This is a genomic window from Acidovorax sp. 22279, from assembly GCF_052045435.1.
GTDB lineage: Bacteria > Pseudomonadota > Gammaproteobacteria > Burkholderiales > Burkholderiaceae_C > Acidovorax > Acidovorax delafieldii.
In genome coordinates this window covers 210,460-231,375 of the sequence record NZ_JBQEOV010000001.1, presented here as the reverse complement: position 1 = coordinate 231,375, position 20,916 = coordinate 210,460, and the positions used below count along the sequence as shown (strand labels likewise).

Below are 20,916 nucleotides of genomic sequence, written 5' to 3'. Positions count from 1 at the left end.
CGCAGACAGTGGGGTCGCTTTCTCTTTGGTGACTTTCTCTTGGCGAGACAAGAGAAAGTTACTCGCATGCCGGGCGACTCCCGGCCTCCGCCCTCAACCCAGGCACAGAGACCGATTCATCCAAAAGGCCCAACAACCCCAGCCCAGCCCCGCATTCCTGGATGCAAGTTGCTATTAAAAGCGTAGCTTTCAGGGCATGATTCACTAGCACTGGCAGCCAGTTTCTTCAAAACATCAAGCCGCAACAGCCTCCCGCTCATCCGCGGCAAACTCCGGCAACCCCCGCAGCCGCTCATAAATCGGCGCAAAGTCCGCCGCCGTCATCTCAAACAGCTGCTCAAAACTGTCGATCACAAAATACGTCTGCTGGTACGTATCGATCTTGTAGCGCGTGCGCATGGTGCGCTCCAGTTGCAGCGGAATGCGCTGCGGCTCTGGGCTCTGCACCGAGTACGCCAGTTCGCCCGACGAACTCAGGATGCCAGCGCCGTAGGCCCGCAACTGCCCCGCCTCGCGGATCAGCCCGAACTCGATCGTGTACCAGTACAAGCGGCTCAGCATCTCGCACGACCCCAGCCCCTGCGCCTTCAGCCCGCCCTGGCCGTAGCGCTGCACATAGTCCGCAAACACCGGGTTGAACAGCAGCGGCACATGCCCGAACAGGTCATGAAAAATGTCGGGCTCGACGATGTATTCGAACTCTTCGGGCTTGCGGATCCAGTCCGTCACCGGGAATTTGCGGTTGGCCAGCAGGGTGAAGAAGGGCACCTCCGGGATCAGCCCGGGCACGCCCACCAGCTCCCAGCCTGTGGCCTTGTAGAGGCGCTCGTTGACCTCTTCAAAACGCGGGATGCGGTCGCTCGCGCCCAGTGAGGGCAGGGCGTCGATGAACGCTTGGCTCGCCAGGCCCGGCAGCAGGGCGCGCTGGCGCTCGTACAGGCGGCGGTAGGTGTCGTGGTCGGCGTCGGTGTAGCTCGCGTAGTCCTGCGGGCAGGTGTAGTCCGCGTTGGCACGCGAGTAGTCGCCACGCGGTGGGCGGGTGGATTGGCCATAGACGACAGGGGCTTGTCCCATTTTTTTCTCCTTTGCCGCCATGGTCGGCGCACCGCGACGGGGGTGCGCACCAGCCCACGCGGTTGCTAATCGATCTTGATCTTTGCGGCCCGGATCAGGAACTCGTACTTGCTGTTTTCCGAGCGCACAAACTGCGCAAATCCGTCGAGCGTCAGCTCTTCGGGCGTGATGCCCATCTTCTTGAACTTCTCCTTGCCAGCGGGCGAGTGCATCGCGGCGCTGAACGCGTTGGCGTACCGGCGTGCGTCCGCATCGGGCAGCGAGGCGGGCGCGAACAGGCCGAACCAGGTGGACACGTTGAAGCCCTGCACGCTGTCGTTGATGCTGGGCACGTTGGGCAGCGCCTCGTTGCGGCTCAATGTGGTCACACCCAGCGCCAGCAGCTTGCCCGACTGGATCTGCGGCAGCGCCGAGGCCAGGTTGTCAAACACCATCAGCACTTGGCCTGATTCCAGCGCGGCGAGCGCTGGCTTGGAGCCCTGGAAGGGCGTGTGGCCCATCTTGGTGTTGGTGAGCGACTTGAACATCTCGGCCGAGATGTGGCCGATGCTGCCGTTGCCGCCCGAGCCGTACTTGGCCTGGTCCGGGTTCTTCTTGAGGTACTGCACCAGGTCGGGCGTGGTCTTGATGCCCAGCTTGGCCGCCTGTTCCGCGTTCACCACCAGCACATTGGGCGTGCGCGCCACGAGGACGAGGGGTTTGAAGTCCTTGAGTGCGTTGTAGGGGAAGTTCTTGTACAGCCAGGGATTGACCGCGTGCGTGGCCACGGCGCCCATCAGTACCTGGTTGCTGGCCTTGGGTGCCTTGGCGACTTGGTCGGCGCCGGTATTGCCACCTGCCCCCGGTTTGTTCTCCACGGTGATGGAGCCCAACTGGGCTGCGGCACCGTCGGCCACGATGCGGGCCGAGGTGTCCAGCGGACCACCAGCGGGGTAGGGCACCACGATGGTGAGCGGGGCAGACGGGTTCTGCGCCAGCGCGGCAGTGGCCGCGCCAGCCAGAAGGGTGCTGAACAGGGTGCTACGGAGCGACATCGGGATCCTTTTGAGTTCCGGGGAGCGCGCAGTATAGGCACCTGTGCAGGGTTAACCCTGGATGTCCGATGTCTTACGTGTTCAGCACACCACGGCGGATCTGGTCGCGTTCCAGCGACTCGAACAGCGCCTTGAAGTTGCCTTCGCCAAAACCGTCGCGGTAGTCGCCCTCGCGCTGGATGAATTCGAAGAACACCGGGCCCAGCATGGGCGTGGAGAAGATCTGAAGCAGCAGGCGGGGCGTGCCGTCGGCCGTGGTGCCGTCCAGCAAGATGCCGCGCGACTGCAGCTCGGGCACCGGCTGGCCGTGGCCGGGCAGGCGGGTGTCCAGCATTTCGTAATAGACCTCGTTGGGCGCGGTGGCCAGCTGCACGCCGGCCATGCCCAGCTTGTCCACCACGTCCAGCAGGTTGTCGCAGATCAGCGCGATGTGCTGAATGCCCTCGCCGTTGAATTGCATCAAAAATTCTTCGATCTGGCCGCCACCCTGCTTGGATTCTTCGTTCAGCGGGATGCGGATCTTGCCGTCGGGCGCGGTCATGGCCTTGGACGTGAGGCCCGTGTATTCGCCCTGAATGTCGAAGTAGCGGATTTCGCGGAAGTTGAATAGCTTCTTGTAGAAGTTGGCCCAGAAACCCATGCGGCCGCGGTACACGTTGTGCGTGAGGTGGTCGATGAGGTTCAGGCCGTGGCCCACGGGGCGGCGGTCCACGCCTTCGATGAATTCGAAGTCGATGTCGTAGATGGACTTGCCGTCTTCAAAGCGGTCGATCAAATACAGCGGTGCGCCGCCAATGCCCTTGATGGCGGGCAGGCGCAGTTCCATGGGGCCGGTGGGGATTTCGATGGGCTGGGCGCCCAGCTCCAGCGCGCGGTTGTAAGCCTTGTGCGCATCCTTCACACGGAAGGCCAGGCCACATGCGGAGGGGCCATGCTCGGCGCCAAAGTAGGCGGCCTGGCTGTGGGGCTCGCGGTTCAGGATGAAGTTGATGCCGTTCTGGCGGTACAGCACCACATCCTTGGAGCGGTGCTTGGCGACCAGGGTGAAACCCAGCTTTTCGAACACGGCCTCCAGCACGCCGGGCTGGGGCGAGGTGAATTCGACGAACTCGAACCCCATCAGGCCCATGGGGTTATCCCAGGCTTCGAGCTGGGCGGCGGTTTCTTGCGGCAAGGCGGCGTTCATGGGGTGTCTCCGGCATTCGTTGATGAATGTCATGGACTGTAGGCGCGGCCTGCCTCATGTTTCTGGCGAAATCAAGAGGCTTTGGCCTTTGATTTGCAGGAATCTTGTGAATGGTCAAAATTTCGCGCAGTCTGACGGCGCGCTGGGCGGGGCTGGCCGCCGCAGCGCTGCGCGGTCGGCAGAAGGCCCCTATGAGCCCGAGGTGCCCGCGTTGAGCTGGCGCAGCGCCAGGGCGGCGTCAATGCGTTGTTGCTCCTCGGGCGAAAAAAGCTGCTGGCGCAACTGCTGCAGGCCGGGGCCCTCGCCCTGCTGGGTGCGCGCTTGGCTGTACTGGTCGAGGCGCTGGTTCCAGTGCTGTTCCTCCCGGTCCAGCTGGGCCATGGCCTGGGCGGCTGCCGGGCCGTACTGCGCGCTGCGGGCGGCGTGGCGGCTGCGCTCGTCGGCGTTGCTGGCGTTGAACGCGGCCGTCTGCGCGGCGGCGGTCATGTGTTCGGTGGCGGCGCTGCGTTCGGCGCGGCGCTCGGCAGAGAGTTCGTTGTCGGTCGCCTGCAGCGCCTGGGCGCGCTGCTCGGGGCTGAGCTGGGTGTTGCGCTCAATCTCCAGGCGCGCCAGGGTGTAGCGGTCCAGGTCGGCCTCGCGGGCAAACAGGGCGTCGTATTCGGCGTCGTCAAAAAACTGCAGGCGCACCTTGTGGCGCGCCTCCAGCGCGTCGCGCAGTGCGCGTGGGTCGGTCAGGTCCTGCGGCGCACGCAAGCTGCCCAGGGCCACACGGTAGTCCACGTAGCGCTCGGCCAGTGCCAGGGCTCGCGTGGCCAGGGCGGCGGGGAAATGCCGGTTGACCAGCGCGGCCAGGCGCTGTTTGAGCGTGGCTGGGTCGCTGGCGTCGCCCGCTTCCATCAGCAGGGCTTCCAGCGTGTCGCGCAGGCCGTGCACCAGCAGGGGGTCGGCCGGGCCGTCGGTAGTGATGGCGCGGCGGCGTGCAAAAAAGCTGTGGTCCGCGCCCTGTGCTGGCGAGGGTTGTACCTGGGCACCGGCGGAGGCGGCGGCCGCCCCCGCTGGTGATGGGTGGGTATCCCCCGCGCCCAACCCGGCAGGGCCCCCCAGCCACCACACCACGGCGACCGTGGTGAGGGCCAGGACTGCGGCGGCAACCGCCCAGGTGCGCGAGGGCTGGGCCATGGCTTACAGGCCTTGTTGCTTGAGGCGGTTGGCGTGCTGGCGGTACAGCGTCACCGGGTCGGTGGAGAACCAGTCGCGCAGGCCCAGCAGCTGGTTGACTTCGTCGAGGTGGTTCTGGCGGTAGTCGCCCAGGTGTTTGCCCAAGCGCGACGAGCAGGCCGACACCAGGCCATCGTTGGCTTCGCCAAAGGTCAGGCTCAGCGTGGCCAGCAGCGCGTCGCTGGCATCGAGCACGTTGGTCAGGGGCAGGGTGCCGGTCCAGGAGTAGTAGCGCACACCGTTCACCAGCTCGGCGCCGCTGCCGCAGCCGGAGGTGGGCACGCCTTGCGGAAAGCGGCTGTTGAACTTGGCCGAGCCTGCCGTGGTCAGCGAGTCCAGCGCCGCCGTGGGCATCTGGGGCAGGCCCGTACCGCCGGAGGTCAGGTTGATCAGACCCACCAGTGCCTTGGCGGCGGCGCTGGCCACGGCTTCGGACACTGAACCTGCGGGCGCTACGCCGCGCAGGATGTCTGCCACGCGCGAACCCCGGTTCACACCGCCAATCGACGTGACCGATGCCACCAGCTGCGGCGCCACGCCCGCCACATAGCGGGTGGTGGGGCCTCCGTGCGAATGGCCCACCAGGTTCACCTTGGGGGCCCCGGTCAGCGCCAGGATGGTCTTGACCTGCGCCAGCAATTGCTCGCCGCGCACCTCGGTGCTGTTGGCGGCCGAGACCTGGGCGACGTAGACCTTGGCGCCGCCCTGGCGCAGTGCGTCGGGGATGCCGTAGAAGTAGTCGATGCCCAGGGCCGAGTCAAAGCCGAACAGGCCGTGCACCAGCACGATGGGGTAGCGCGTCTGGGTGTAGCCCGTCTGCGCCTGCGCGCCCACGCCCAGCAGCAGCAATCCCGCCGTTGCTGCCAGCACCAGTCGCCGCAAAAAGCGGCTGAAAAATCCGGTCATGTGTTTGTCTCCGTTGGTATGGTTTCTTATGCTCGCAAAAACGAACGACCGTTCTTTTTTGCGAGATCAATTTTTGTATTCGGCCCGTGGAGTCACTATCGGGACATACCCGTGTGTGCGCCGCACCATGCAGAAATCACGCAGTTGTTCGTAAAATCCTGCGCCATGAAAGCCTTTGACGCACTCGACAAGCTGGACCGCGCCATCCTGCGCCGCCTGCAGGACAACGGCCGCGAGACGTACGACGTCATCGGAGAACAGGTGGGCCTGTCGCCCAGCGCGGTGCTGCGCCGCGTCAAGCGGCTGGAAGACAGCGGAGTGATTCACCGCTACGTGGCCCTGGTGCAGCCCGAAGCGGTGGGGCTGGGGCTCACGGCGTACCTGAACGTGCGGCTGGAAAAACACACGGAAAGCCACAAGCGCAACCCCATGGACCTGTTCCGCGCCAGCGTGCAGACCTGGCCCGAGGTGGTGGAGTGCGCATCGCTCACCGGCGAAATGGACTACCTGCTGCGCGTGGTGGTGGCCGACATGGCGCACTACAGCCGCTTCATCATGGACACGCTGCTCAAGCACCCCAGCGTGCAGGACTGCAAGACCAGTTTTGTGCTCGACCGCGTGAAGGCGACGACGGCCGTGCCGGTGTAGTCCAGCGCGGGCCTTCGCCCTTGGCTGGGATGGGGCACGTCACAGGCGTGACTCCCTGTGGCGTCTGGCGGTGCGGCGGAGGTTGCTGTAAGGCGGTCCGCGCTTTACGCTCTGGCCCGTGCGGAGAAGGCTTGGCGCAGACGGGGTGCAGCCACCTCAGCCGTCGCGTCTGCGACCCATGCTGAGGAGATCCAGGGCATGAATACTCTCAAGTTGATAGCTATTGAGGCATGATCTTCCAGCGCTTGGAGCCGATTTTTCCGCATTTTGAGTAGGATCACTATTTTGTTGCGGCGCAGCAATTTGGACTGGAAAAGATGAGGGAAAACCCTTATATTTGGCGACATGTTCGCAACCAAAGACTGGCTCAAGGCATCCTGGTACGCAGGCCGGGACCTGCTGCGCCCGGTAACCAGCGGCTCTTCTGCCTCTGATATTCACATCCACCAGCAGGAGACGCCCGTGATGGTTCCTATCCGCTCCCTGGGCCCCTCCTACCGGGAGCGGATCACCCAGCACCTGCTGCAGCTGGAGCCTGCAGACCGCTACCTGCGCTTTGGCTATGCCGCCAACGACGAACAGATCCGCCGCTACGCCGAGCAGCTCAACTTCGAGCGCGATGAAATCTTTGGCATCTACAACCGCCGCCTTGAGCTCATCGCCATGGCCCACCTGGCGTTTTCGGAAAACCCCGAACACAAGCCGTGTGCTGAATTCGGTGTGTCTGTGCTCAAGCAGGCACGGGGTCGCGGCTTTGGCGCGCGCCTGTTCGAGCGTGCCGTGATGCATGCGCGCAATGAGGGCGTGAACATGGTGTTCATCCATGCGTTGTCTGAAAACACCGCCATGCTCAAGATCGCGCGCAACGCCGGTGCCACCGTGCGCCGCGACGGGTCCGAGTCCGAGGCCTATCTGCAGATTCCACCCGCCAGCCTCGACACGCGCATGACCGAGATGGTCGAGCAGCAGTTTGCCGAGGTGGACTACCAGCTCAAAAAGCAGGCCAAGCAGTTCTGGGACTTTCTGGCCAATGTGCAGGAAGTGCGCAGCGGCGTGCAACACGCGCGCCACCAGTCGGCCGAGTGATGCATGGCGGTCACGCCCCCGGCCGTGACGCCGGTGGTGGCTGGCTGTCACGGCAATCCGCTATCCTAGGGGCCTGATTCACTACCGCACGTCCTGCACTCCAGACAGTGTCTGACCCGCACCCCGCGCACCCCGGGCGACCGCCCGAGAGGGAAGACAAGCGCACCTTCCTGCAGAAAGTGGCCGAGTTCATCCATCCTGGGCCGGACTCCACGGAAGAACTCATCGAAACCCTGGCCGAGGCCGAGGACAACGAGGTCATCGGCGCCGAATCGCGCGTGATGCTGGAGCGCGTGATCCGCATGGCCGACATGACGGCGGGCGATGTGATGGTGGCAGCACCGCGCATGGACCTCGTCAACATTGACGCGCCTTTCGATGAGCTGCTGCACCTGGTGATCAGCACCGCGCATTCACGGTTTCCGGTCTATCAGGGCGAGCGCGAGAACATCATCGGCATCCTGATGGCCAAGGACCTGCTCAAGCTGCAGCGGGCGCCCGAGCTGAACATCCGTGCGTTGCTGCGCCCGGCAGCGTTTGTGCCCGAAAGCAAAGGCCTGAACGACCTGCTGCGCGAGTTCCGTGGCAACCGCAACCACCTGGCCATCGTGATCGACGAGTTTGGCCGCGTGGCCGGGCTCATCACCATCGAAGACGTGCTGGAGCAGATCGTCGGCGAGATTGAGGACGAGTTCGACATCCCCGAAGACGATGGCGACATCTTTGGCTTGGCCGACCGGACCTACCGTGTGAGTGGTGACACCCCCATCGAGCGTGTGGCCGAGGCCTTTGAGGTGGCCATCGTGGGTAGCGACCCCAACGAGCATTTCGACACCATCGGCGGCCTGATTGCCCACGAAATGGGCCATGTGCCCAAGCGCGGTGAGCATCTGCAGCTCAGCGGCCTGCATTTTGTGGTGCTGCACACCAAGGGCGGGGCGGTGCGCTGGTTCAAGGTGTCCAGGGTCGAAGACACTCCCTCCGACGGCTGATGTCGCGGCGCTCTCGGATGGCGGGCGGGCCGCTGCTGCCGCAACTGCTGCTGGCACTGGCGGCGGGCCTGGCCCAGGCGGCCTCGCTGGCCTGGCCGGGCAGCGGCCAACCCTTGTGGTGGCTGCAGCTGGCTTCGATGGCTGCACTCGCCTGGATGGTGCGGCCTTTCGCTGTGGAGCACCAGCGCGTCGCTGCGCCCTGGCGGCGCGGTACGTTCGTGGGTGGGTTGTTTGCCACCGCCTGGCTGGCAGGCACTTTCTGGTGGCTGTTCATTTCCATGCATTCCTATGGCGGCCTGCCCGCGCCGTTGGCCGTCGCAGCGGTGCTGGGGCTCGCTGCCTTTCTGGCCAGCTACTACGCGGCGGCTTTGGCCTTTTTTTGCCGGTATGCGCCGGTGAATCGTGCCGGGAGTGCTCTTCTTTTCGGAGCGCTGTGGCTGCTGGCCGAACTGGCACGGGGCGTCTGGTGGACGGGGTTCCCGTGGGGTGCAGGCGGCTACGCGCATGTGGATGGGCCGCTCGCCGTGCTGGCCCGCCACATGGGGGTGTATGGCATCAGCGCGGTGGCTGCTGCGTTGGCGATGGGCGTGGTGCAGGTGCGTGCCGCCGACCTGCGCAACGTGCGCTGGTGGGCGCTGGTGCTGGCGGCGGGCGGCCTGCTGGCCTGGGCCACGGTGGACCGGCTGTGTGCGGTCAATCTGTGCCACACCCCGGTACGGCGCGCAGCGCCCGCCCTGAGCCTGGAGCTGCTGCAGGGCAATATCCCCCAGGACGAAAAGTTCCAATCCGGCAGCGGCGTGCCCGTGGCCCTGCAGTGGTATGCCGAGGCCCTGCGCAACGCCCAGGCTGACCTGGTGGTGGCGCCCGAGACCGCCATACCGCTGCTGCCGCAGCAGCTCATTCCGGGGTATCTGGAGGGCATGCAGCAACGCTATGCGCAAGGGGCTCAGGCCGCCATGGTGGGCATTCCGCTGGGGGATGAAGCGCAGGGCTACACCAACTCCGTGCTGGGCATGAGCGCCACGACCCAGGCAGAGCCCTATCGCTACGACAAGCACCACCTCGTGCCATTTGGAGAGTTCATTCCGCCGTTTTTCAAGTGGTTCACGGCCATGATGAACATCCCTCTGGGCGATTTCAACCGGGGGACCGTGGGCCAGGCGTCGTTTGCCGTGGCGGGGCAGCGCATCGCGCCGAACATCTGCTACGAAGACTTGTTCGGCGAGGAGTTGGGGGCTCGATTCATCGACCCCGCCCAGGCCCCCACGGTGTTTGTCAACTTCAGCAACATCGGCTGGTTTGGCGACACCCTGGCCATCGACCAGCATCTGCACATCAGCCGCATGCGTGCGCTCGAATTCGAGCGCCCGATGGTGCGCGCCACCAACACGGGAGCCACGGTCATCATCGACCACCGGGGCGTGGTCACGCACCAGCTGGCTCGCTACACGCGCGGCGTGCTCAAAGGCGAGGTGCAGGGCCGGGGGCTGGACGCACAAAGTGGCTGGGCCATCACGCCTTACGCGTGGTGGGTGTCCCGCTGGGGGCTGTGGCCGCTGTGGGCGCTGGGGGCTCTGGTGCTGGTGGGGGCCATGGTCGCCAGCAGGGGCCGCAGGCCGCGTGGCAATTGATCCAGGTCAGGCATTGCGCCCGGCGTCGCAAGGGCCTGCGCACCCCCGTGTTTAGAGGCGGCTCCCTATGCCTTGATAATAGAGGCCCGCAACCGGGGGGCTGGTGTTGCGTAAAACGATGATTTGAGGCGGGCCATCCGCCGTTCTGGAGCACGACTGAAAATGGCAGATTCCTTTTCCTACGAACAACTGATCGCCTCGGGCGAGGGCCGGCTGTTCGGCGCTGACAGCGGGCGTCTGCCGCTGCCACCCATGCTGATGTTTGACCGCATCACGCACATCGACGGCGATGGTGGCGCGCACGGGCTGGGAAAGATCCGTGCCGAACTCGATGTCAAGCCCGACCTGTGGTTCTTTGCCTGCCATTTCCAGGGCGACCCGGTCATGCCCGGCTGCCTGGGGCTCGATGCCATGTGGCAGCTCATCGGTTTTTACCTGACCTGGCTGCAACTGCCGGGCCGGGGCCGCGCGCTGGGTGCGGGCGAGGTCAAGTTCACCGGCGAGGTCGGCCCTGACGTGAAGCTGGTCACCTACGAAATCGATATCAAGCGCGTCATCAAGCGCAAGCTGGTCATGGCCATTGGTGATGCCCGCCTGCTGGCCGACGGCAAGGAAATCTATGTGGCCAACGACCTTCGCGTGGGTCTGTTCAAGCGCGAGGAAGACGGTAAGGACGCAGCATGACCACCAAGAAGCGCGTAGTCATCACCGGCGCGGGCATCGTCTCGTGCATTGGCAACGACCTGGCCTCCGTGGAGGCTTCGCTGCGTGCGGGCACCAGCGGCATCAAGGCCGTGGAGAAGTTCAAGGAACTGGGTCTGCGCAGCCAGGTGGGCGGCGCACCGGAGATCGATATCGAAGCGCGCATTGACCGCAAGCAGCTGCGCTTCATGGGCGATGCGGCGGCCTATGCGCAGATCGCACTGGAAGACGCTATCCAGCAAGCAGGCCTCACGCCAAGCCAAGTCAGCCACCCGCGCACCGGCCTCATCATGGGGTCGGGCGGTGGTTCGCCCGCCAACCAGATCGAAGCGGCCGACACGCTGCGCGAAAAAGGCATCCGCCGCGTGGGGCCCTATCAGGTCACGCGCTGCATGAGTTCTACCGTGTCCGCCTGCCTGGCCACCAACTTCAAGGTCAAGGGCATCAACTACTCCATCACATCGGCCTGCTCCACGTCCGCCCACTGCATCGGCGCTGCCGCGCAGCAGATCGCCTGGGGCGTGCAGGACGTGATGTTTGCGGGCGGTGGCGAAGAGCTGAGCTGGGGCATGTCGCTGCTGTTTGACGGCATGGGCGCCATGTCCAGCAAGTACAACGAAACGCCCGAGCAGGCCTCACGCGCCTACGACGCGAACCGCGACGGCTTCGTGATCGCTGGCGGCGGCGGTGCCGTGGTGCTGGAGAGCCTGGAGCACGCCCAGGCCCGTGGCGCGACCATCCTGGCCGAAGTGGTGGGCTTTGGCGCCACCAGCGACGGTGAAGACATGGTGGCCCCGTCGGGCGACGGTGCCATTGCCTGCATGCAGCAAGCCATGGAAGGTCTGGACGCCCCCATCGACTACATCAACACCCACGGCACCTCGACCCCCGTGGGCGACATGCAGGAAGTGCGCGCCATGCGTGCCCTGTTTGGCGACAAGGTGCCACCGTTCTCGTCCACCAAGTCGCTCACCGGCCACTCGCTGGGCGCCACGGGCGTGCAGGAGGCCATCTACTGCATGATCATGCTGAACAAGGGCTTCATCGCCGGCTCGGCCAATGTCGAGACACCTGACCCGGCCCTGGGCGACATGCCTCTGGTCACGCAAACGCGCGATGCGCAGCTGAACACGGTGTTGTCCAACAGCTTCGGCTTTGGCGGCACCAACGCCAGCCTGGTGCTGCGCCGCTGGAACCACTGACCGGGGACTCCCCACCGCAACGGCCTGCCTGTCTCTGGACATGCAGGCCGTTTTTTATGGGCTCTATCGGCCCGTCAGCGCCTGACGGGCCTTGGGGTTGGGCTGCAGGGCCTCGTGCAGCAAGGCGGGCAGCATGCTCAGCATGCGGGTGGCCTGCAGACCGGGCGGAAAGGCGCGCGCGTGGTAGCTGTACAGCGACATGGGGGCCAGCTCGTGCAGCTCCTGTGCCACCATCTGCGCAGGGTCCAGCCCCTTGGCGGTGAGAAAGTCCACCACCGTCCAGCCCATGCCCCGGCGCACCAGCTCCAGCGCCAGGCGCGATGTCTGCACCTGGATGCCGGGCCCGGCAGGCGAGCCGAGGCGGTGTGCGATTTCGTCAATCGCCTGGCGCATGGGGTCGTCGCCCACCAGGCGGATCACGGGCACCTGCGCCAGCCGCGCACCGGGGCTGGCGGCACGGGGAGCACGCGCCCACACGCTGGTCGCGACCGCCAGGTACAAGCGACCACTGACCAGCAGATCGCTCGCGATTTGTGGGTGGGGGTGTTTGTAGAAACCCAGGCAAAAGTCCACGCTGCGTGTGAGCAGGGCCTGCGTCATCTGGTCCTGGTGGATGGTGCGCACCTCCACGCCCACCTGCGGATGCTGCTCGGCATGGTGCTGCAGCAGGCGCGGCAGAAATTCGTGCGTGATGGACGGTATGGCGCCCAGCCGCACATCGCCCGAATCACTGGTGGCCAGGTTGCGCGCGGTGCGCTTGAGCGCATCCAGCTGCCGGTAGATACCGGTGGACTCGGTGGCCAGCACCTGGGCCTCGGGCGTCGGGGTCAGGCCTGCCGGCGAGCGGTTGAATAGCCGGTAGCCCAGCTGCAACTCGGTGTGTGCCACGGCCTTGCTGATTGCTGAGGGGGTGATGCACAGCAACCGCGCAGCTGCGCTCATGTTGCCGGTTTGCAGCACGGCCTGAAAAACTTCCAGTTGTCTCAAGTTCATGGCGGAGTTGGCTTGTGGCGGTGGCCGAGGGGCACTTCATGGCCTTCGAACGGCAGTTCTGGGGTGTGAGCTGAATTCATAAGGGTGGGTCAATTATTCCGCATGACTGTGTTCTGGTTTCTCATAGGATGCGGCACCGCTTCACCGGCGGTTGTGAATAAAGCGGCGCAACGCGTGCTGCCACCCAAAAAAATCAGGAGACCTCTTCATGCGCATTTCTTCCTCCCCCACCGCCAGCCGCTGGCTCGCGGGTTTGCTGTTGTCTGCTGCCTCCGCCGTTGCCATGGCCCAGGCTGCCAAGCCCAATGTGGTAGTGCTGGCCACGGGGGGCACCATTGCCGGTGCGGGCGCCTCGGCCGCCAACAGCGCAACCTATGCCGCCGCCAAGGTGCCGGTGGACAAGCTCCTGGCAGGCCTGCCTGAGCTGGCCAATGTGGCCAAGGTGTCGGGTGAGCAGGTATTCCAGATCGCCTCCGAGAGCTTCACCAACGAGCACCTGCTGCGCCTCGGCCAGCGCGTTTCGGCCCTGGCCAAGCAGGCAGACGTGGACGGCATCGTGATCACCCACGGCACGGACACCCTGGAAGAAACCGCGTACTTCCTGAACCTCACCGTGCGCACCAACAAGCCCATCGTGGTGGTCGGCTCCATGCGTCCCGGCACGGCCCTGTCGGCCGACGGCGCGCTGAATCTGTACGACGCCGTGACCGTGGCCGCCAGCAAGGACGCTGCCGGCAAGGGCGTGCTGGTCACGATGAACGACGAGATCCAGAGCGGTCGCGACGTGAGCAAGACCATCAACATCAAGACCGAGGCCTTCAAGAGCCAGTGGGGCCCGCTGGGCATGGTGGTGGAAGGCAAGAACTACTGGTTCCGCGCCCCGGTCAAGCGCCACACGACCAACTCCGAGTTCAACATCGACGACATCAAGGCGCTGCCCGCCGTGGACATCGTGTACGGCTACGGCAACATGAACACCACGGGCATCGAGGCCTACGGCAAGGCCGGCGTCAAGGCGCTGATCCATGCCGGCACCGGCAACGGCTCGGTGGCTGCACAGGCGGTCGATTCGCTCAAGGCCTTGCGTGGCCAGGGCGTGCAGATCATCCGTTCGGCCCGCGTGCCCGATGGTTTTGTGCTGCGCAATGCCGAGCAGCCCGACGACAAGTACGACTGGGTGGTGGCCCATGACCTGCGCCCCCAAAAGGCCCGCATCCTGGCCATGGTCGCTTTGACCAAGACCAACGACAGCAAGGAACTGCAGCGCATTTTCTGGGAGTATTGATCCCTGTTTCCGAGGTTAGAACGCCATGCTTTGACGCGATGCATGCGTTGACGGCCACACCCGTGTGGCCACCGGTACGCACCGGCTTATAGCTCGCGTGACTGGTTGGGAAGGCTGGGGCTCCAAAAGGGCTCCGGCCTTTTTTCATGGGCGCGGGCCGGTGTTGCTGGCGCTGCCGCAGCACACGCGGCGGCGCGCCGTAAAATCACCGGTTTGCGCGCGCGACGCCCGTCCTTGTTGCCCATGGGGTGGCGGGCGCTGGGTTTGGCTCGCGCACCGCGTTTTCTTCTTTTTCCCCTTACTTGCCAGGCCCTGGCTTGCCAGTGCCTCAGCCACAGACGCCATGTTGACATTCCAGCAAATCATTTTGAAGCTGCAGTCCTACTGGGACGCGCAGGGTTGCGCCCTTTTGCAACCCTATGACATGGAAGTGGGCGCCGGCACATCGCACACCGCCACCTTCCTGCGCGCCATCGGCCCCGAGCCCTGGAAGGCCGCCTACGTGCAGCCAAGCCGCCGCCCCAAGGACGGCCGCTACGGCGAGAACCCCAACCGCCTGCAGCACTACTACCAGTACCAGGTGGTGCTCAAGCCCGCACCCGCCAACATCCTGGAGCTGTACCTGGGCAGCCTCGAAGCCCTGGGCTTCGACCTGAAAAAGAACGACATCCGCTTTGTCGAAGACGACTGGGAGAACCCCACGCTCGGCGCCTGGGGCCTGGGCTGGGAGGTGTGGCTCAACGGCATGGAAGTCACGCAGTTCACCTACTTCCAGCAGGTCGGCGGCATCGATTGCAAGCCCGCCACCGGCGAGATCACCTACGGCCTGGAGCGCCTGGCCATGTACCTGCAGGGCGTGGACAACGTCTACAACCTCAAGTGGACCGACACCCTGAGCTACGGTGACGTGTACAAGCAAAACGAGGTGGAGCAGTCCACCTACAACTTCGAGCACAGCGACGCGGACTTTTTGTTCACCGCCTTCAACGCGCACGAAAAGCAGGCCAAGTACCTGATGGAGCAGCAGCTGGCGCTGCCCGCCTACGAGCAGGTGCTCAAGGCCGCACACAGCTTCAACCTGCTGGATGCGCGCGGTGCGATCAGCGTGACCGAGCGTGCCGCGTACATCGGCCGCATCCGCAACCTGGCCCGAGCCGTGGCGCAGAGCTACTACGAGAGCCGCGAGCGCCTGGGCTTCCCCATGGCGCCGCGCGAGTGGGTGGAACAGATGACGAAGAAGGCTGCGTGAGAGAAATGACGATGACAACCCCAAACCTCCTCGTTGAACTGTTTGTCGAAGAGCTGCCGCCCAAGGCGCTGCAGAAGCTGGGCGATGCTTTCGCCACCGTGCTGGGCGACCAGCTCAAGGCCCTGGGCCTGGCGTCTGCCGCCTCGGTGGTCACGCCCTTCGCGTCGCCCCGCCGCCTGGCCGCGCATGTGACCGCCGTGGCCGACAAGGCCGCCGACAAGGCCGTGCAGCAAAAGCTGATGCCCGTGACCGTGGGCCTTCAAGCGGACGGCAACGCCACGCCTGCGCTGCTGAAAAAGCTGCAGGCGCTGGGCGCCGATGTGTCCAACCCCGCAGCCGCTGTGGCTGCCTTGAAGCGCGCGCAGGACGGCAAGGCCGAAGCCCTGTTCTACGACAGCGTGGTGCCCGGTGCCACGTTGGCGGCGGGCCTGCAAAAGGCGCTGGACGAAGCCATTGCCAAGCTCCCTATCCCCAAGGTGATGAGCTACCAGCTCGAAACCGACTGCGAGCTGCCCGGCTGGACCAGCGTGAACTTTGTGCGCCCCGCACACGGCCTGGTCGCGCTGCATGGCGGCACCGTGGTGCCCGTGAAGGCGCTGGGCCTGACCGCTGGCAACAGCACCACCGGCCACCGTTTTGAAGCCGCCGTGTCGCCCGTGGTGCTGGCCGATGCCGACAGCTACGCCGCCACGCTGCAAAAAGACGGCGCCGTGATTGCCAGCTTTGCCGAGCGCAAGGCCGAGATCGCGCGCCAGCTGGCAGCGGCTGCTGCGAAGGTGGGCAACGGCGCCCGCCCCATCGAAGACGAAGCCCTGCTGGACGAGGTGACCGCGCTGGTGGAGCGCCCCAACGTGGTCATCTGCCAGTTTGAAGAGCAGTTTCTGGGTGTGCCACAAGAGTGCCTCATCCTCACGATGAAGGCCAACCAGAAGTACTTCCCGCTGCTGGACGCTGCAGGCAAGCTGACCAACAAGTTCCTGGTGGTCAGCAACATCAGCCCCGAAGACACGAGCTTTGTGACTGGCGGCAACGAGCGCGTGGTGCGCCCCCGCCTGGCCGATGCCAAGTTCTTCTTTGACCAGGACCGCAAGAAGACTTTGGAGTCACGCGTGGCGGGTCTCGCCAAAGTCGTTTATCACAACAAGCTGGGCACGCAAGGCGAGCGTATGGAGCGCGTTTGCTCCATCGCCAAGTTCATTGGTGAGAAGCTGGGGGGCTCCGAGCTTGCCGAAAAGGCTGTGCTCGCTGCGCGTTTGTCTAAAGCCGACTTGCTGACCGATATGGTGGGTGAGTTCCCCGAGCTGCAGGGCATCATGGGTAACTACTACGCCCGTAACGATGGCTTGAGTGAAGAAATTGCAAATGCGATCTCTGATCACTATTGCCCACGTTTTTCTGGCGATTTCTTGCCTACCAGCTTGGTTGGGGTTTCTGTGGCGCTGGCCGACAAACTCGAAACCCTGGTGGGCATGTTCGGTATCGGCAACCTGCCCACGGGCGACCGCGATCCGTTCGCGCTGCGCCGCCATGCATTGGGCGTGATCCGCATGCTGGTCGAAAAAGACCTGCCGCTGGACTTGAGCGCGCTGCTGGCCGGTGCCGTGCCTGCCTTTGGCGACAAGATCACCGACGCCACGCCCGCTCTGGCCGACTTCATCTACGACCGCCTTGCTGGCAGCCTGCGTGAGCAAGGCTACAGCGCGCAAGAAGTGGACGCCGTGCTGGCACTGCGCCCGCAGCGCCTGGCCCTGGTCGAGAAGCAGCTGGCTGCAGTGCGTGCCTTTGCCGCCTTGCCCGAAAGCCCCGCCCTGGCAGCGGCCAACAAGCGCGTTGGCAACATCCTCAAGAAGGCCGAGGTCGAAGGCCCGGTGGATGCCCACGTCAACCCCAACCTGCTGCAGGAAAAGGCCGAGCAGGACCTGTACGCCGCGCTGCAGCGCTTTGTGCCCGAGGCCAATGCCCAGTTCGACGCGGGCGACTACACCGCCAGCCTGCAGACCCTGGCCGTGCTGCGTGCGCCCGTGGATGCGTTCTTTGACGACGTGATGGTGAACGCCGAGCAGCTGGACCTGCGCCTGAACCGCCAGGGCCTGCTCAAGACGCTGCACGAAGCCATGAACCGCGTGGCCGATTTGTCCCGTCTGGCGGCCTGACCCCTGGTGCTGGTAGGCTGGTGGTTCTCACAAGGCAAACCCCTCCTATGAAACTCGCCATCCTCGACCGCGACGGCACCCTCAACCCGATGGGGGATGAATACATCACTTCGGCCGACGAGTGGGCGGCGGTGCCCGGCGCGCTCGAAGCCATTGCCCGCCTCAACCATGCCGGCTGGCATGTGGTGGTCGCCACCAACCAGCCGGGACTGGGCCGGGGGCTGTTTGACGTGGTGGCGCTCAACGCCATCCACGCCAAGATGCACCGGCAGGTGGCGGCGGTGGGCGGGCGCATCGACGCGGTGTTCTATTGCCCCCATGCGGCCGACGAGGACTGCAGCTGCCGCAAGCCCGCCCCGGGCCTGCTGGAGCAGATTTGCGACCGCTACGGCATGGAGCGCAACGAGGTCCGCGTGGTCGGCAGCTGCGAGGCCCACCTGCAGGCGGGTGCCGCCCTGGGGGCCCAGTTGCACCTGGTGTGCACCGGCCGGTCTGCTGCGTTGCGGTCGGGCGGGGCGTTGCCTGCGGGGTTGCCGGCGGGTACGCAGTTGCACGCCAGCCTCGGAGATTTTGTGGACCAGTTGCTGCCGGTGGTGCCAAGCGCCTCAGCCGCCGTGGCCGCAGCGCCCTTGCCGCTGTCGTGACAGGGCGCAGCAGCATCTTGATGCTATTTAATTCATAGCTGTTGGCGCATATTTCACTAGCGCTTGCGGCCAAAAAGACATCCCAATGGCTCTTATCCGTTCTGTCATTCACCTTCTCTGGATGGGCATCACCGTGGTGCCCTACGCGCTGGCCATCATGCTGGGCACGCTGCTGGGCGTGCGGGGTGTGCCCCTGTACCGCATCGCCCGGGCCTGGCTGTCGCTGTGCATCAGCGGCGCGCGGGTGGTTCTGGGCATCCGCGCCGAGGTGACCGGCATGGAGAACCTGCCGCAGGGCGCCAATGAAGGCGCGATCCTGCTGGTCAAGCACCAGTCCACGTACGAGACCTTCCTGATGCCGGTGATCATGCCGCACCCCCTGGCCTACGTGTTCAAGAAGGAGCTGCTGCATGTGCCCTTCTTCGGCTGGGCCATCGGGCGGCTGGACATGATTCACATCGACCGCAACCAGCGCACGCAGGCCTTCAACAAGGTGGTGCAGCAGGGCAAGGACCTGCTGGCCAAGGGCATCTGGATCATCATGTTCCCCGAGGGCACTCGCATCGAGCGGGGGCAAAAGGGCAACTACAAGACCGGCGGTACGCGCCTGGCGATTGACACCGGTGCGCCAGTGATTCCGATCGCCGTGACCTCGGCCAAGGTGTGGCCGCGCAAGGCGTTCGTCAAGCGCCCCGGCGTGGTGGATGTGTCGATTGGCAAGCCCATCTCCAGCGTGGGGCGCCAGCCCGACGAACTGATGCGCGAGGTGGAGGCCTGGATCGAGGCCGAGATGCGTCGCCTGGACCCAGAGGCTTACCCAGCGGCCAACACCACGGCCCCCAGCGGGAAGTAAACCGACCGTGATGCAGCGGCTTGTGCAACTGGCGCTGGACCTGTTCGACCCGCCCGGGGCCCCTGCAGCAGGCCCCAGTCCTGTGGCTGCAGGTTTCAAGCCCAATCAGCCACAAGCGCTAGTCGTGCAAGCGCCGGTAGCTCCTAAAACTATAGTGAGCCGGCCTTCGGCGCCTGCGGTGCCGCTGCCCTCGCTGTTGTCGCCTGCCGAATTCCGCCACCCCCAGGCCAGCCGCGAGGTGCTGCTGGGAGATGCCGTCGTGGCCTATGCGCTGCAGCGCGCGCGCCGCCGCAGCATCGGCTTTACCGTGGGGGCCGACGGCCTGTCGGTGCGGGCCCCCAGCTGGGTGACGCTGGGCGCTGTGGATGCCGCGCTGCGCGAGAAGTCCGACTGGATCCTGCGCAAGCTGTCGGAGGCGCGCGAGCGCCAGCAGCGCATGGAAGGCGGTCGTATCGTCTGGGCCCATGGCGCAGAGCTGCCCTATCTAGGTGAGCCGCTGAGGCTGGTGCTGGACCCGAGCCACGGCTTTGCGGGCAAAGGCGGAGCGCTGGTGGCGGCGGTGGAGCCGGGCGGCGCAGCCACGACGCCCAGCCTGCACATTGGCCTGCCGCACAGCGCCAGCCCCGCACAGGTCCGCGATGCCGTCCAGGCCTGGTTGATGCGCGACGCGCGCCGCCACTTCACCGAGCGGCTGGACCACTTTGCCCCGCTGCTTGGCGTGCGCTGGGCCAGCCTGCGCCTGTCGAGCGCCAACACCCGCTGGGGCAGCGCCAAGGCCGACGGCTCCATCCGCCTGAACTGGCGCCTGCTGCACTACCGCCCGGCCATCATCGACTACGTGGTGGCGCACGAACTGGCCCACCTGCGCGTGATGGACCACAGCCCCCGCTTCTGGGACACCGTGGCCACCGTGGTGCCGGACTATGCGCAACTGCGCAGCCATCTCCGTGACGAACCCGCCCCCTTGTGGGATTGAAGAAGGACCCTGACGATGACCGAAGCCAAGATTTCCCCCGCCGAAGGCTACGCCGGTGACGTGACGCCCCAACAGGCCTGGCAATGGGTGCAGGCCGGGCAGGCCGTGCTGGTGGACGTGCGCAGCGACGCCGAACGCGAGTGGGTGGGCCACGTGCCCGGCGCCGCTGCGGTTGCCTGGAAGCAATGGCCGGGCATGGCGATGAACGCCGACTTCGATGCCCAGATGCGCGCTGCGGTGCCCGAGGGTGGACGGGCCGTACTGCTGTGCCGCAGCGGTGTGCGCTCCATTGCCGCCGCGCGCCGCGCCACCGAGTTGGGTATCACCGCGTACAACATCCTCGAAGGGTTCGAGGGCGATGCGGATGCGCAAGGCCAACGCGGCAAACGTGGTGGCTGGCGCTTTCATGGCCTGCCGTGGAAGCAAGGCTGATTTGCTATCAAAAAAAGAGCTGCCAGCGCTTTTTCTACTAGCGCTGGCAGCTCAGTGGGCTTGAATCTGCGAGAGATTACTTGGTCAGTGGCGGAATCCGCAGCTTCTGGCCGGGATAGATCTTGTCGGGGTGGCTCAGCATGGGCTTGTTGGCCTCGAAGATCACGGGGTACTTGTTGGCGTCGCCGTAGAACTTCTTGGCAATGGCGCTGAGCGTGTCGCCGCGCACCACGTCGTGGTATTGGGCTTCGGGCTCGGGGTTGGTCACCTCCATCAGGTTCTCGACGCTGGTCACGCTGGCCACGTTGCCGCAGCACAGGGTGACTTTTTCCTTGGCGGCCTGGGTGGGGGCGGTGCCCTTGACGGTGACCTTGCCTTGCGTGCCGTCGAATGCTACCTGTACGTTGCTGGCGCCCAGGTTCTGGGACGCGATGTAGGTCTCGATGGCCTTGGATGCCTTGGCGTTGAGTTCATCCTGCGTGGGGGCGGCTGCCGTGGCGGCCTGTGCTTCTTTACCGCCGAACAGCTTTTCGCCGGCTTCCTTGATGAAACTGAAAAGACCCATGTCGTACCTCCTAATGTTGCAGAAACAGGAAGGACCACTGTAGCGGGTACGGGCGGCTGCATCGTGTCGGACAGGGGCGCGACACGA

20 protein-coding genes are annotated in these 20,916 nt (G+C 65.2%); 13 read left to right on the top strand and 7 right to left on the bottom strand.

What is annotated here, in order from left to right; genetic code table 11:
* Positions 1–234: 234 nt before the first annotated feature.
* The 5 genes from phhA to ACTJKQ_RS01000 all read right to left on the bottom strand — a co-directional run bounded on the left by phhA (position 235) and on the right by ACTJKQ_RS01000 (position 5,418).
* Entirely contained in the window at positions 235–1,074 is an 840-nt protein-coding gene (gene phhA / locus ACTJKQ_RS01020) for a phenylalanine 4-monooxygenase (RefSeq protein WP_218298897.1), read from the bottom strand.
* Positions 1,075–1,139: 65 nt separating this feature from the next.
* Complete coding sequence (locus tag ACTJKQ_RS01015) at positions 1,140–2,108, bottom strand: Bug family tripartite tricarboxylate transporter substrate binding protein (protein WP_056745463.1); 969 nt, start codon at positions 2,106–2,108, stop codon at positions 1,140–1,142.
* Positions 2,109–2,181: 73 nt separating this feature from the next.
* Positions 2,182–3,294 carry a 4-hydroxyphenylpyruvate dioxygenase gene (gene hppD, locus ACTJKQ_RS01010; protein ID WP_440595721.1) on the bottom strand — a complete coding sequence of 371 codons (1,113 nt, stop codon included), beginning with the start codon at positions 3,292–3,294 and terminating at the stop codon, positions 2,182–2,184.
* A gap of 189 nt (positions 3,295–3,483) precedes the next feature.
* Positions 3,484–4,473 carry a lipase secretion chaperone gene (locus ACTJKQ_RS01005; protein ID WP_440595720.1) on the bottom strand — a complete coding sequence of 330 codons (990 nt, stop codon included), beginning with the start codon at positions 4,471–4,473 and terminating at the stop codon, positions 3,484–3,486.
* A gap of 3 nt (positions 4,474–4,476) precedes the next feature.
* Positions 4,477–5,418 (bottom strand): esterase/lipase family protein, encoded by a 942-nt coding sequence (locus tag ACTJKQ_RS01000; RefSeq protein WP_099731316.1) that lies wholly within the window; start codon positions 5,416–5,418, stop codon positions 4,477–4,479.
* A 165-nt stretch (positions 5,419–5,583) separates the two neighbouring features.
* Here ACTJKQ_RS01000 and ACTJKQ_RS00995 point away from each other — a divergent pair, with 165 nt between their 5' ends.
* The 6 genes from ACTJKQ_RS00995 to fabB all read left to right on the top strand — a co-directional run bounded on the left by ACTJKQ_RS00995 (position 5,584) and on the right by fabB (position 11,679).
* Entirely contained in the window at positions 5,584–6,066 is a 483-nt protein-coding gene (locus ACTJKQ_RS00995; RefSeq protein ID WP_015012403.1) for an Lrp/AsnC family transcriptional regulator, read from the top strand.
* A 345-nt stretch (positions 6,067–6,411) separates the two neighbouring features.
* Positions 6,412–7,152: a GNAT family N-acetyltransferase gene (locus ACTJKQ_RS00990; RefSeq protein ID WP_056059504.1), complete on the top strand. Its 741-nt coding sequence runs from the start codon at positions 6,412–6,414 to the stop codon at positions 7,150–7,152.
* 107 nt (positions 7,153–7,259) lie between these two features.
* On the top strand, positions 7,260–8,144 hold the full coding sequence (locus tag ACTJKQ_RS00985; RefSeq protein ID WP_060986846.1) for an HlyC/CorC family transporter: 885 nt from the start codon (positions 7,260–7,262) through the stop codon (positions 8,142–8,144).
* Entirely contained in the window at positions 8,144–9,775 is a 1,632-nt protein-coding gene (gene lnt, locus ACTJKQ_RS00980; protein WP_440595719.1) for an apolipoprotein N-acyltransferase, read from the top strand. Before ACTJKQ_RS00985 ends, lnt begins: the two co-directional genes overlap by 1 nt.
* 162 nt (positions 9,776–9,937) lie before the next feature.
* Positions 9,938–10,459, top strand: coding sequence for a 3-hydroxyacyl-[acyl-carrier-protein] dehydratase FabA (gene fabA, locus ACTJKQ_RS00975; protein WP_440595718.1), 522 nt, complete (start codon positions 9,938–9,940; stop codon positions 10,457–10,459).
* Positions 10,456–11,679: a beta-ketoacyl-ACP synthase I gene (fabB, locus tag ACTJKQ_RS00970; protein ID WP_440595717.1), complete on the top strand. Its 1,224-nt coding sequence runs from the start codon at positions 10,456–10,458 to the stop codon at positions 11,677–11,679. Before fabA ends, fabB begins: the two co-directional genes overlap by 4 nt.
* 63 nt (positions 11,680–11,742) lie before the next feature.
* On the opposite strand, the gene ACTJKQ_RS00965 is transcribed toward fabB, so the two are convergent.
* Positions 11,743–12,672: a LysR family transcriptional regulator gene (locus ACTJKQ_RS00965; RefSeq protein ID WP_260666205.1), complete on the bottom strand. Its 930-nt coding sequence runs from the start codon at positions 12,670–12,672 to the stop codon at positions 11,743–11,745.
* Between the two features lie 208 nt (positions 12,673–12,880).
* On the opposite strand from ACTJKQ_RS00965, the gene ACTJKQ_RS00960 reads away from it, so the two are divergent.
* The 7 genes from ACTJKQ_RS00960 to ACTJKQ_RS00930 all read left to right on the top strand — a co-directional run bounded on the left by ACTJKQ_RS00960 (position 12,881) and on the right by ACTJKQ_RS00930 (position 20,264).
* Positions 12,881–13,957: a type II asparaginase gene (locus ACTJKQ_RS00960; RefSeq protein WP_099731311.1), complete on the top strand. Its 1,077-nt coding sequence runs from the start codon at positions 12,881–12,883 to the stop codon at positions 13,955–13,957.
* Positions 13,958–14,300: 343 nt separating this feature from the next.
* Positions 14,301–15,206, top strand: a complete 906-nt coding sequence (glyQ, locus tag ACTJKQ_RS00955) for a glycine--tRNA ligase subunit alpha (RefSeq protein ID WP_010462637.1) — start codon at positions 14,301–14,303, stop codon at positions 15,204–15,206.
* Between the two features lie 11 nt (positions 15,207–15,217).
* The gene (gene glyS, locus ACTJKQ_RS00950) at positions 15,218–17,359 is read left to right on the top strand and encodes a glycine--tRNA ligase subunit beta (protein ID WP_440595716.1); all 2,142 of its coding nucleotides are present in this window, start codon (positions 15,218–15,220) and stop codon (positions 17,357–17,359) included.
* Positions 17,360–17,406: 47 nt separating this feature from the next.
* The gene (gene gmhB, locus ACTJKQ_RS00945) at positions 17,407–18,003 is read left to right on the top strand and encodes a D-glycero-beta-D-manno-heptose 1,7-bisphosphate 7-phosphatase (RefSeq protein WP_440595715.1); all 597 of its coding nucleotides are present in this window, start codon (positions 17,407–17,409) and stop codon (positions 18,001–18,003) included.
* An 85-nt stretch (positions 18,004–18,088) separates the two neighbouring features.
* Positions 18,089–18,856, top strand: a complete 768-nt coding sequence (locus ACTJKQ_RS00940) for a lysophospholipid acyltransferase family protein (RefSeq protein WP_099731310.1) — start codon at positions 18,089–18,091, stop codon at positions 18,854–18,856.
* Positions 18,857–18,866: 10 nt separating this feature from the next.
* Positions 18,867–19,832 (top strand): M48 family metallopeptidase, encoded by a 966-nt coding sequence (locus tag ACTJKQ_RS00935; RefSeq protein WP_440595928.1) that lies wholly within the window; start codon positions 18,867–18,869, stop codon positions 19,830–19,832.
* A 15-nt stretch (positions 19,833–19,847) separates the two neighbouring features.
* Complete coding sequence (locus ACTJKQ_RS00930) at positions 19,848–20,264, top strand: rhodanese-like domain-containing protein (RefSeq protein ID WP_116748856.1); 417 nt, start codon at positions 19,848–19,850, stop codon at positions 20,262–20,264.
* Positions 20,265–20,340: 76 nt separating this feature from the next.
* On the opposite strand, the gene lysM is transcribed toward ACTJKQ_RS00930, so the two are convergent.
* Positions 20,341–20,829, bottom strand: coding sequence for a peptidoglycan-binding protein LysM (gene lysM / locus ACTJKQ_RS00925; RefSeq protein ID WP_056745437.1), 489 nt, complete (start codon positions 20,827–20,829; stop codon positions 20,341–20,343).
* Between the last annotated feature and the right edge of the window lie 87 nt (positions 20,830–20,916).